At 42.0% G+C, this 10,867-nt stretch carries 14 protein-coding genes and 1 pseudogene; 10 read left to right on the top strand and 5 right to left on the bottom strand.

The features are described 5' to 3' along the window. The first annotated feature begins 113 nt into the window (after positions 1-113). The 4 genes from IQ259_RS25790 to IQ259_RS25775 all read left to right on the top strand — a co-directional run bounded on the left by IQ259_RS25790 (position 114) and on the right by IQ259_RS25775 (position 2,512). Positions 114-383 (top strand): hypothetical protein, encoded by a 270-nt coding sequence (locus tag IQ259_RS25790; RefSeq protein WP_193888841.1) that lies wholly within the window; start codon positions 114-116, stop codon positions 381-383. Positions 384-529: 146 nt separating this feature from the next. Beyond that, entirely contained in the window at positions 530-802 is a 273-nt protein-coding gene (locus IQ259_RS25785; RefSeq protein ID WP_193888840.1) for a hypothetical protein, read from the top strand. Positions 803-1,397: 595 nt separating this feature from the next. After that, positions 1,398-1,829, top strand: coding sequence for an isoprenylcysteine carboxylmethyltransferase family protein (locus tag IQ259_RS25780; RefSeq protein WP_228014784.1), 432 nt, complete (start codon positions 1,398-1,400; stop codon positions 1,827-1,829). A 332-nt stretch (positions 1,830-2,161) separates the two neighbouring features. Continuing rightward, positions 2,162-2,512 carry a cupin domain-containing protein gene (locus IQ259_RS25775; RefSeq protein WP_193888839.1) on the top strand — a complete coding sequence of 117 codons (351 nt, stop codon included), beginning with the start codon at positions 2,162-2,164 and terminating at the stop codon, positions 2,510-2,512. Positions 2,513-2,522: 10 nt separating this feature from the next. Here the strand turns inward: IQ259_RS25775 and IQ259_RS25770 are convergent, their stop codons facing one another. Continuing rightward, positions 2,523-2,699, bottom strand: a complete 177-nt coding sequence (locus IQ259_RS25770) for a hypothetical protein (protein ID WP_193888838.1) — start codon at positions 2,697-2,699, stop codon at positions 2,523-2,525. Between the two features lie 134 nt (positions 2,700-2,833). Here IQ259_RS25770 and IQ259_RS25765 point away from each other — a divergent pair, with 134 nt between their 5' ends. Further along, on the top strand, positions 2,834-3,049 hold the full coding sequence (locus tag IQ259_RS25765; protein WP_193888837.1) for a hypothetical protein: 216 nt from the start codon (positions 2,834-2,836) through the stop codon (positions 3,047-3,049). Continuing rightward, positions 3,046-3,474, top strand: a complete 429-nt coding sequence (locus tag IQ259_RS25760; protein ID WP_193888836.1) for a type II toxin-antitoxin system VapC family toxin — start codon at positions 3,046-3,048, stop codon at positions 3,472-3,474. Before IQ259_RS25765 ends, IQ259_RS25760 begins: the two co-directional genes overlap by 4 nt. A gap of 245 nt (positions 3,475-3,719) precedes the next feature. Here the strand turns inward: IQ259_RS25760 and hpsU are convergent, their stop codons facing one another. The 4 genes from hpsU to IQ259_RS25740 form a co-directional block, all read right to left on the bottom strand. After that, positions 3,720-4,283 carry a hormogonium polysaccharide biosynthesis acetyltransferase HpsU gene (gene hpsU / locus IQ259_RS25755; RefSeq protein WP_193888835.1) on the bottom strand — a complete coding sequence of 188 codons (564 nt, stop codon included), beginning with the start codon at positions 4,281-4,283 and terminating at the stop codon, positions 3,720-3,722. A gap of 176 nt (positions 4,284-4,459) precedes the next feature. Continuing rightward, on the bottom strand, positions 4,460-5,401 hold the full coding sequence (locus IQ259_RS25750) for a glycosyltransferase family 2 protein (protein ID WP_193888834.1): 942 nt from the start codon (positions 5,399-5,401) through the stop codon (positions 4,460-4,462). 15 nt (positions 5,402-5,416) lie between these two features. Continuing rightward, positions 5,417-6,349, bottom strand: coding sequence for a glycosyltransferase family 2 protein (locus IQ259_RS25745; protein ID WP_193888833.1), 933 nt, complete (start codon positions 6,347-6,349; stop codon positions 5,417-5,419). A 133-nt stretch (positions 6,350-6,482) separates the two neighbouring features. Next, positions 6,483-7,280 carry a hypothetical protein gene (locus IQ259_RS25740; protein WP_193888832.1) on the bottom strand — a complete coding sequence of 266 codons (798 nt, stop codon included), beginning with the start codon at positions 7,278-7,280 and terminating at the stop codon, positions 6,483-6,485. Positions 7,281-7,536: 256 nt separating this feature from the next. On the opposite strand from IQ259_RS25740, the gene cobU reads away from it, so the two are divergent. From cobU to IQ259_RS27390, 4 genes and pseudogenes are all read left to right on the top strand, one after another. Beyond that, complete coding sequence (gene cobU, locus IQ259_RS25735) at positions 7,537-8,094, top strand: bifunctional adenosylcobinamide kinase/adenosylcobinamide-phosphate guanylyltransferase (protein ID WP_193888831.1); 558 nt, start codon at positions 7,537-7,539, stop codon at positions 8,092-8,094. A 138-nt stretch (positions 8,095-8,232) separates the two neighbouring features. After that, positions 8,233-8,664: a hypothetical protein gene (locus IQ259_RS25730; RefSeq protein WP_193888830.1), complete on the top strand. Its 432-nt coding sequence runs from the start codon at positions 8,233-8,235 to the stop codon at positions 8,662-8,664. A 359-nt stretch (positions 8,665-9,023) separates the two neighbouring features. After that, positions 9,024-9,986: a ribonuclease Z gene (locus IQ259_RS25725; RefSeq protein WP_193888829.1), complete on the top strand. Its 963-nt coding sequence runs from the start codon at positions 9,024-9,026 to the stop codon at positions 9,984-9,986. A 229-nt stretch (positions 9,987-10,215) separates the two neighbouring features. Continuing rightward, a pseudogene (locus IQ259_RS27390) lies at positions 10,216-10,371 on the top strand (DUF4277 domain-containing protein); the annotation flags it as partial. Between the last annotated feature and the right edge of the window lie 496 nt (positions 10,372-10,867).

Below are 10,867 nucleotides of genomic sequence, written 5' to 3'. Positions count from 1 at the left end.
CTAATTCACATTTGTTACTGGGATTCAATCATTTAATTGCAGCCATGAATCAATTTAAACCCTTTTATGCTTCTGGATGATTTAGCTCCTGAACTACTTGCTTATTCCGGAAAGTGACAGAAGAGGGCTATACAACGGGACGGTTTTGGCAATGCTACAACGCCTTACCTGAAAGTGTTCAGCAACCAGCAGATGAATGCTACGAGTTGCTCAAAGTTGACCCATCTCATCCGTCCTTGCATTTCAAGAAGTTGGGCAAAAAGTACTGGTCAGTTCGTGCAGGGTTAAGTTACCGAGCTTTGGGTGTTGAAGTCGAAAATGGTATTTCCTGGTTTTGGATTGGAACACATGCAGAGTATGACAAGTTGATTAGCAAGTTTTAGAGCGGCATAACCGTTATTAGTCAATGGAATTTTACAAGATTGAATACGGGAGCGATCGCAGACTTTAAAATCTCACTAATATGCGATTTGTTTGTAAGATATTATGAAGGGGTTCAAAGAGTTAGCGTAAGACTTAGAGCCAGCGTATGCAAGCCATTCTTTTAAGCCGCGAAGAAGTTGCGCGTCGGGCAAAGCAACTGTACGAGGGTGAAATCCGTCAAAAGGTCGAAACTGAGGAAAACATCGGTAAGATGGTCATCATCGACATTGAAACAGGGGATTATGAAGTTGATAAAACTGGGCTGCAAGCATCCCGTAACCTCAGCAAGAAGCACCCAAACGCCCGACTCTTTGGTATTCGCATTGGCTACAACGTTGCTGTCTCATTTGGTGGAGTCATGGAGCGGGTTCAGAAGTAAGTGATTGCTGGAATTGTGACGGATAGACACGCCACTGTCGCACTGACCTTTCTGCTTCGGAACGGTTCAAGCATCCCGATTGAGTTTGTCATCGATACAGGCTTCACTGGGGAACTCTGCCTTCCTTCAGAAGCAGTTTCATTGATGGGTTTAATATTTAGGCACGATACGCCTGCAAATTTGGCGGATAACACTGAAGTGTTGCTGCCAATTTATGAGGCAACTGTCCTTTAGAATGGTGAAGAACGAGAAGTCCTGGTCATTGCCACAGGAAGACGACCTTTGCTTGGAACTGCTTTGCTGGATGAGCAGGAACTTGTGATTCAGTTTACAGAGGGCGGGTTGGTGACGATTGATGAATTGTAAATGCCGATTTAACTTGACGCAGCGCAGGCTAACAACACAGTGGAGGGGACGGTAGAGGATCTTCGCCCCTCGCTTCGGTCATATCTGCCGCCGCTCACTTTAGCCGTTTGTCAATGGAATTTTACAGGATTGGATAGGGGAGCGATCGCTGAGAAAAGGTCAGCAGGCACTCAGCCTCAAACCAGGGGAAGCTGATGCTGGCAGTTCTCAAGTGCTATGGATTAGTGGCATGATCAGTATCCTGCTTGTCATTGCTGCGCCTATCTTAAATACTCATCAAATCGGCTACTGGGATAATGCAACTGTTAGTTGCATAGGATTAACATTGATGCTTGGTGGCTTGGCTATGCGGTATTGGGCTGCCAAAACATTGGGTGAGTTTTATACAAGGACATTACAGGTTATCAAAGGGCAGGAAATTGTCAATCAAGCTCCGTACAACGTGATTCGCCACCCAGGATATCTTGGAACCTTATTGATGGAGATAGGCGCAGGATTAGCGGTTACGAATTGGGTTGTGTTGTTAGCTCTTTTAGTGATTGGAATTACTTCACGGGCTTACCGGATTGGTGTAGAGGAGAAAATGCTAGAAGCCAACTTTGGAGAGGAATACAAGGTTTATTCAGACCGCACTTGGAAGCTAATTCCGCTCGTGTATTAAAGTGATAGCCAGCAGTACAACAACGCTGTTGCAGCGGATTGGTAGTTGGTTGGTGAAGTGACAGGGATTGTTGGCAACTGCTGAAAACCAAGCCGTTAGTTAATGGAATTTCACAAGATTGGATGGAATAGCGATCGCAGATTTTAAAATCTCACTAACAGGCGATCAGCATAAGCTGAGACTCTACCATAATAAATAGTTAGCTGGCTCTGCAAGTAATCCTTGCACTCGTTGCTTAAATCATTTGGTAGTGTTGCTATACTTTCGGAAGTTGCTTTGTAGAAGCAAGTAGACAACAGTCCATGCTGAGGCAGTTAGCAATTTAGGACAATATGGACAAAATTAACTTAAGCGAAAAACTTTCCCAGTTCTCGGAGTATTGGTCGCCAAAGACTATTGCACAGCTTAACCAGTACGACATCATGGTTGTTAAAGTCAAAGATGAGTTTGTTTGGCATAAGCATGATGAGACAGATGACTTCTTCCTTGTTCTTAAGGGGCGTTTAACCATCCAATTGCGCGACCAAGATATTCATCTTGAAGCAGGTGAGCTTTTTGTAGTGCCTCGTGGTGTAGAACATCGACCCGTAGCAAAAGAAGAAGTTCATCTTTTACTGATTGAACCGACAGGAACACCTAATACCGGAGACAAAAATACAGCAGTCCCCCGGCAGAGCATCTGAGGCTTTGTCGTCATTCAAGGTTGTCCGTGAGGTGTGACAGCACCCAGAAGACAATCGGTAGTAGTAGTGGTGAGTGGCGATTATTGAGATAGCAGTGGTGGAGTAGTAAGGGCATGAAGCGGACAGTTGAGAGTCCAGGTGCTGAGTTAGAGGTTACTTGCCGCCGCTGACCAGGAACGTTAGTCAATGAAATTTTACAAGATTGGATACAGGAGCGATCGCAAGCTTTAAAATCTAACTAATCTGTGATCGGCATCCGAAAGATTGTCAAAGCCTTTCTAACTCATTATCCTTATAGTCAGTAACCATTAGGAAACCCAAATGGCAACCAACACTTCTTTAGAGGAAAGGCTTGCAGTAGTAGAAGCTGCGATAGTTGAATTGCAGAAGCAAATTGCGGTACCTCAATCGACTAATTGGCTGCAACAAATTACAGGTTCTTTCAAGGATGAACCTGCTTTTGAAGAGGTACTGGCTTACGGACGAGCGATTCGACAAGGAGAGGAGTCTTTGATTGAAACGCAAGATGAGCTATGAGATATTTATTGGATACAGATCATCTGAGTATTCTTCAGCGACAAGCAGGACAAGATTACATTAACCTTTCAACGCGCATAGCTCACTACTCACTATCAGATTTTGCTGTATCGATTGTGACATTCCATGAACAGATGCTTGGAAGTCACGCTTATATTAATCGCGCTCGTAATCTGAATGATGTAGTGAAAGGATATGACATAATGTCCCGGCTTGTCAGCGATTTCAAAGTTTTACCATTCGTTTCATTTGATACGAGTGCAGCTACGAAATTTGCTCAATTGCAAACACAACGGATTAAACTGGCAAAGATGGATGCAAGGATCGCGGCAATTGCCCTGAGTCGTGGGTTAATTTTGTTAACTCGCAATCATCAAGACTTTGGTAAAGTATCGGGGTTAATAATCGAAGATTGGACAGTTTGAAGCATCAATAGAAGTAGTCGCACTGATCACAGCATAATAGAAACTTGAGTCAATGAAATTTCCTAAGAATGGATATTAGGAGCGATCGCAGATTTTAAAATCTCACTAACAGGCGATCGGTATAAGCTAATCCTTTGGGCGTTATTCTATGGGATGTCATACAGAAAAATTTTATATAAAAGTGACAGAGCGATCGCACTTTTTCTTAATACTTCTAATTGCAATAAAGTCTGGTGTTGATTAACTCAATTCTTCAATCTAGAGTACTGTGGTTTACAAGGACTTCCCCAACAAACCTGTCCATTAGGCATATTGGCAAACACACTACTACGAGCGCCAATTACAGCATTCGCGCCAATTTCAACTCCGGGGCCAACAAAGCAATCAGCTGCTACCCAAACTCCATTACTAATGGTAATTTGCGCTGTCTTTAAGCCAAAAGCTGGGTCTTGAATATCGTGGCTACCAGTACACAAATAAGTCTTTTGGGAAATCACGCAGTGTTCACCGATGCTAATCTTATCCAAGCTGTATAGAACTACGTCATCACCAATCCAACTATAGTCGCCGATGGTAATTTTCCAAGGATAAGTGCAGCGAGCGGTGGGTCTAATTAACACACCTTTACCAATACGAGCGCCAAACAGTCGTAGGAGAGAACAACGCAGACTATTAAAAGGATGTGGAGTTAAAGGAAAAGTGATCGCCTGTACAAACCACCACAACAAAACATACCAGCCTGGACGACCTCGGTCAAACCAAGATTGGTCATATTTACGTAAATCTACAAAAGATTGGTTATTTGTCATTGGTCAAACAATTTTGGATTTTGGAATGAACCTAAAATTGGCAGGCTTAATAAACAAAAGAGACTGGGCATTATGATTTTCCCAGTCCCTCGCGTCTAAAATAAATCACCGATGATCAATTGCTCTCAAATTGACTCTATGGGGCTCTTTATTTCAGACTTCATACTTCATACTTCCTAAACTGCTGTTTGTTCGATTTTTTGGGGTAGAGATGGTGGTGCAGATTTGGTGGTATTTGCCGTATTCAATTTACCGCCACAGTTGCGTAACTCGTAGAGTTTCACACCAATTTGATATTCATATTGACTCAGCAGCCGCCCATAAATATATCCGGCTTTGCCATCCAAAAAACCACGCTGAATAATGTAGAACAAGATAAAGCGTAACAATGGTTTAAAAGGTAAATGTACCCATACTTTCTTTAAAAAGCGCTTACGTTGAACGGCATCACCAAATAAGTTAGCACCAATAGTGCCTTTTTCATTTTGACCAGTGAGAATATTGTAATAAACACGGGCTTCCCAGTTGGAATAGCGATTGTGTCTTTCTAACCAGTGGAACAAATCGCGGAAGTCTTCATGCAGCATATCGTTTTTCAGATATCCCACTTTACCCTGCAAGATAACGTGTTCGTGAACTTCGTTATCACCTGTGTTGGGGATATCTTCAGTATTGAGATTTTCGTAACGACCGATTTTGTGCTTAAATAAACGCAAATTCCAATCGGGATATTTACCACCGTGGCGAATCCATTTGCCTAAGAAAAATACCCGGCGATTGAGATAGTAACCGTTAAATTCATCATTTTGAATTGCTTCAGCAATTTCGTCCCACAATTCGGGAGTGATTCGTTCATCACAATCTACAATTAGTACCCATTCATTACGGAAAGGTAAGTTATCTAAAGACCAATTTTTCTTTTTCGGCCAGCGTCCATTAAAGTGAAACTGGACAACATTTGCACCTTGGTTACTCGCAATTTCAATGCTCTTATCAGTACTTTGAGAATCTACAATAAATATTTCATCTGCTCTTTGGAGACTAGCAAGACAAGCGGGCAAATTGGCTTCTTCATTTTTGGCAGGAATAAGTACAGAAACTGGAATTTTAGATGACATATATGTTGTTATTTGTTATTTTTTATTTGATGTAGACAACAGACCCTGAATAGCAGCATTTAAATAACTTATTTGACAATATGTGTACACAAGTTTGTCGAAGCGTTCTGCTGGGTCAGAAAAATACTGTAATGACTTATATAAACCCCGAATCAAGCGCTCGCTACCACGCTGTAACTGACTGATACCTGCTTTACCTGCAAGTTGTTCTCGATAGCACTCACTAATACCTTGCCACCAGCCGCGATTCAAAAACCAAGCGCGATTGAGCCGTTCGGGTGCAACGTTATGAGCAACTAAAGCTTCAGGAAGATAGGCAACTTGCCAACCACGCTGAAGAGCTAATTCAGTCATTTGCAGTTCTTCGTTAGATAACAAGTTTTTACCCACTCGACCAAGATGGGGATCAAAACCACCAATTTCTGCAAGAAAGCTGCGGCGAATCGAATAATTTAAGCCTCTGGGGGTTAAACCAGGCTGCTCGATATAAACTAAGTTTTCACCTAGGTCGTAGGCTCCTAAATTGCCTGCTAACCCAGAAGACAGCCACTTGGGGGGTTGGATAGTTGGCGGCCATAAAAGCGTAACTTTGCCACCAGCGATCGCTAGTTTTGGGTTGCTTTCATAGGCAGAATACAATACTTGCAACCAGCGATCGCTTGCTACGGCATCATCATCTAAATAAGCGATAATTCCCGCACTAGCGACTTTAGCACCAGTGTTACGGGCAACAGATAACCCGGTGGTGGGCTCAAAGATATACTTTAAACGGGGATTGCCGGCTCTTTGTTCTACAACTTCACGAGTGCGATCGCTTGAGTTGTTATCTACCACTATCACCTCAAAGTCAGCTGCAAAATCCTGCGCCAATAGGCTATCAATCGCAGCACCTAAATAGGTATCTCGATTGTGAGTGCAGATAATGGCAGAAATTTGGATGTCTGGCATGGGATTAATTTTAAGTTGTCAGCGCTGGATTTTAGATTACAGCCTTGAATCCAAGGGTCGCCTGCTCAGTGCTAATTTATAACAAAAACTCCAACCCACCAACCGCGTTTCTTCGGAAATAGTCTTTAAAACTTTACGCTTGTTGAATATGGCTGTGTAAAATTACTAGAGTTTCCGCTAACTGACTCAGGCGCGTTTCTAGATATTGTTTGCGTCCTAACAGTTGACGTAACTTTTGATGACGGGCTATAGCCATACTCACTGTAGGTAGTTGATCTGGTGGACATGGACGCGACCAAACTTTACCTGACCCATCTAATCCACAGAGGCGGTATCCTGTACGGGAAAATTGATACGCGTCCTTATCGCCTGTTGTACAAATTTCTTCTACATAGTTCATTAGGCGGTCAACTTCCGCGTGGCGCAATGTCGCAGTTCCTGGCTGTTCTGGTTCTTTGGGATTGGATTCTAACCAACCATTGACTATCGGCCCTTCTAAGTAAACGTCTTGAATTTGTTGCAAAATAGTTTGGAGTTCTTGCTGCCAACCAGCTACATGTGCTTGAATTTCTTGCAACAAATTGATTGCTAAAGCTGGATTGGCTCCGTGACGATGGTTGCTGAAGCTAGGAGTTTTAAACTTGGGCAAAATGGGCATTTTAGCATCACTTTCTTGTGCAGAAAATGTCTCTACAGAATGATGTTGGGGAAATAAATTTGATTCTTCAGTGCTTTCATTTTGGGAGTGTATGTCAAGGTTATCTGTTAGTTCTGGTGTTATGTTTTCATCATCCGGTGTCGCTGCTTTTGCAGAAACACTAATTCTAAAAGATACCGGATGCTTTGGAGAATCTCCTGCTTCGACAGTCCCGTTATCTCGATTTCCTAGATCGTGTAGAGTTGCCTCAATACGTTTTAGCCCTGTTTTCATAAATATATCCTGTAAGTTTGCTGCCCTCTGTGGTATTTAATCACTCAAAAGGGTTTGTTGGGAGTTTTAGCTTTTGCCAATTTTGGCACAAATTAATGCTGGTGCTAATTTTATCTCTTAAAAGATATTTGCAACAAATAAACTAAAAATCATAGTCTAAGGGTATGAGGCTGGTAGAGTTATCAGGCAAAGATTCCTATCCTAACCCTGCTATCCCCATACCCTAAACATTTGCTCAAGCTATTAGGAAACATCTGTGGGTAAAGTTATTTTAATCACGGGGCCTGCTAGGTCTGGAAAAAGTGAATGGGCTGAATACCTAGCCCAGCAGTCCGGCAAAAAAGTTGTTTATGTAGCAACTGCCACAGAAAACCCTGCTGATGCAGAGTGGCAAAAACGCATTCAAGCACATCAACAACGCCGTCCTCAAGATTGGGTAACTCTGGCAGTACCGGTAGAATTATCTGCCACCTTGGCTGACGTTAAACCTGACACTTGCCTGTTAGTTGATTCTTTGGGAACTTGGGTAACAAATCTTTTAGAACAGGATGAAGTTAGCTGGCAAAACAATATCACAGAGTTTTTAGACACAGTACAACTAGTGGCTGCCGATATGGTGTTTGTCGCTGAAGAGGTGGGTTGGGGTGTCATCCCAGCCTATCCCCTTGGTCGGCAATTCCGCGATCGCTTGGGTTCTTTAGTGCGTCAATTGAGTACAGTCTGTGATGTTGTTTATCTAGTTACTGCTGGTCATGTCTTAAATCTTAGTGTTCTTGGAACACCACTACCAAAAGAAATAGATTATGAATTATGAAGGATAAAATTAAGAAAAATTAAGAAAAATTAAGAGAACTTGCTTATTATTCATCTGCATAAAGATAGTCAAATTTTTAATAGAAAATTAATACCATATACAAAGCATGTCCCCTGATGCCGAATGTACAATCATGGTATGGCAAACACAGAAGATGTAAAAAGATATCTCGCCTACTGGTTTCAGTTGGGTAAGGGATTAATGATCAGGAATGGGGCAGCAAGCTTGTTGCCTCAGCCTGTATATAGAGGCGATCGCTATAGCCAAGAATTTGAAGAATGTTGGCAGAGAATTGTTTCTCCGGAATCTGGTGACTGTTATCTAGAAGGGACTCACGAAACCATTGCACAATTACTCACACCCGCCTGGGAAATGATACCTTGTGGTCGTTGTAACATGCCAGTACCTATGAGAAGTGTCGGGATGCCAGCAGAAACATGCCCATGTAATAATTTACCCGGTTGGCCTAATACTGATTTACCAGCACCACGATCCGCGGTGAACGAGCAAGAAAAACTAATGGGAATTCGCGATCGCCTTTTAGAAAATCTTTCCTCAAAAAGTAAATAAACTTCCTTGAGCTATTGATTTTAAAAGCTTATAGCCGTGGTTTATGTAAAAAACCGCGGTATTTTTGTATTTTATCTAAGTTAGCTAAATTATATTTATTTTCTCGTCAGCAGTGAATCTATTTTTTTAGATATAGCAGGTGACAGGGAACAGGTGACAGGTGACAGGGTTAAAAGTCTTTTAGTGCATGAGTTTGATCATTGGCCAATGTCCTAACGGCCTTGGCTACTGCTATAAGTAATTATCATTGCCTGCAACCTAATATTAGTTATTAGTGACCTATGGCAAAATTTTTTGATAAACCATGCCACCATATAAAATAGAGCGCCAAAATCAGCAATAAGAAAACGAAAAACTCTGTGCAGATAACATTTTTAGGGACAAGTTCCGGCGTACCCACGCGATCGCGCAATGTTTCTAGTGTCGCCCTGAGATTACCCCAACGGGCGGAACTGTGGTTATTCGATTGTGGTGAAGGTACTCAGCATCAAATTTTGCGGAGTGACCTGAAAATTAGCCAACTTTCCCGCATTTTTATTACTCACATGCACGGCGACCACATTTTTGGCTTGATGGGTCTTTTGGCTAGTTGTGGCTTGGCTGGCAATGTAGACAGAATAGATATTTATGGCCCACCAGGATTAAATGACTATATCCAAGCTGCATCACGATACTCCCATACGCACTTTTCCTATCCCATCAAAGTTCATGCCGTCCGTCCCGGAGTTATCTACGAAGATCATGAGTTTACCGTAAGCTGTGGCCAGTTGCATCATCGTATCACCGCTTTTGGTTATCGCGTAGCCGAAAAAGACCGAGTAGGACGTTTTGATGTCGAAAAAGCCAAAGCCCTACAAATTCCTCCCGGACGAATTTATGGTCAACTCAAACGTGGTGAAACTGTCACCTTGGTAGATGGACGAGTGATTAAAGGTACTGAACTTTGCGGCCCTACAGAAATTGGACGCAAAATAGCTTATTGTACCGATACAATTTACACTGAGGGCGCAGTGGAATTAGCTCAAGACGCAGATGTGTTAATTCACGAAGCTACCTTTGCCCATCAAGATGCAGATATGGCTTTTCAGAGGTTACATTCTACAACCACAATGGCAGCACAAACAGCTTTAGCCTCTGGTTCCCGTCAGTTAATTATGACTCATTTTAGTCCTCGTTACGCTCCTGGTAACGCCATAGATTTGAAAGATATGCTTCAGGAAGCCCGTGCCATTTTTCCACGTACAGACATGGCTTACGACTTCATGATTTATGATGTACCGAGACGGCGGGAACTAGAGTTAAGTAAATTGCCAGTGAGTTAAAAGTTCCAGATTGGGAGAAAATTTAGCTAGTGTGATCGTAAATGCTGCATTTTAGAAGCATGACAGCATCACCATTAGATATCGGAGTACAGGATATTGAGCACTGCGGCATAGTCGCAAGCATCTATGATGAGATGAATCTAGTGGTTTACCAACCCAACATTGCCATGTAGATCGAGCAGGGGAAGCAAGAACATGATTCAATCACGCTTTTATCCCCCCTTCCACCATGCAAAGTTTCCTTGGTGTACTACTAGTAGAACAAATTAACCGACTCCTGGGAACTCACTCTCAAGAAATCATCAGTGCTGGTCAAGTTGTAAAAGCTATAATTTTAAACAGCTTAGGGTTCGTAAGTGCGCCATTATATTTGTTTGAAAAGTTTAATATTAACTAAAATTGCCTTGCGAGCGATCGCAGTACTAAAGTAAATTATTATTTCTTTACTTACAAGTAATGCACTCGTGCAAAAAATAGATGTTAGAAGACGAACTTGTCTAATATCTGAGGATAGCACAAGCGAACATCGTGGGCGACTTTGCTATAAGAAATTGAATTACGCGTTTCACAAACAGAACCTAAGGTTTTAATTTTTAAACACATAATCCCTAAATTCCGTTTTCTCTCCTCATGTGTCGGAGAGATGCAGGTATTTTCTTAAATTGATTGTAATTAGAATAACATTTTTCCTATTTTACGGAATATGTTTGTAACAATCCAAAAAGAAACGCCAAATCAGTTGGTAAGTTTTAATGTAAGGATTCAGGTAACAGAGTATTGACAAAGGGGACAGTTGAGGTGGAGTATCACAAATATGAACCAAAACCTGCCTCAAGAACTAGAAAAAGAAAGTTTGGGCCAGTTATCCAAAGAAGAACTGG

It is taken from the genome of Fortiea sp. LEGE XX443, from assembly GCF_015206815.1.
Lineage (GTDB): Bacteria > Cyanobacteriota > Cyanobacteriia > Cyanobacteriales > Nostocaceae > Nostoc_B.
This window is presented reverse-complemented; position numbering and strand designations above follow the sequence as displayed.

Excerpts from the sequence above, each read along its gene's own strand:
- IQ259_RS25780 (WP_228014784.1), top strand. The coding sequence starts at position 1,398 with ATGATCAGTATCCTGCTTGTCATTGCTGCGCCTATCTTAAATACTCAT.
- IQ259_RS25745 (WP_193888833.1), bottom strand. The coding sequence starts at position 6,349 with ATGCCAGACATCCAAATTTCTGCCATTATCTGCACTCACAATCGAGAT.
- hpsU (WP_193888835.1), bottom strand. The coding sequence starts at position 4,283 with ATGACAAATAACCAATCTTTTGTAGATTTACGTAAATATGACCAATCT.
- IQ259_RS25740 (WP_193888832.1), bottom strand. The coding sequence starts at position 7,280 with ATGAAAACAGGGCTAAAACGTATTGAGGCAACTCTACACGATCTAGGA.
- IQ259_RS25785 (WP_193888840.1), top strand. The coding sequence starts at position 530 with ATGCAAGCCATTCTTTTAAGCCGCGAAGAAGTTGCGCGTCGGGCAAAG.
- IQ259_RS25765 (WP_193888837.1), top strand. The coding sequence starts at position 2,834 with ATGGCAACCAACACTTCTTTAGAGGAAAGGCTTGCAGTAGTAGAAGCT.
- IQ259_RS25750 (WP_193888834.1), bottom strand. The coding sequence starts at position 5,401 with ATGTCATCTAAAATTCCAGTTTCTGTACTTATTCCTGCCAAAAATGAA.
- IQ259_RS25730 (WP_193888830.1), top strand. The coding sequence starts at position 8,233 with ATGGCAAACACAGAAGATGTAAAAAGATATCTCGCCTACTGGTTTCAG.
- IQ259_RS25760 (WP_193888836.1), top strand. The coding sequence starts at position 3,046 with ATGAGATATTTATTGGATACAGATCATCTGAGTATTCTTCAGCGACAA.
- IQ259_RS25775 (WP_193888839.1), top strand. The coding sequence starts at position 2,162 with ATGGACAAAATTAACTTAAGCGAAAAACTTTCCCAGTTCTCGGAGTAT.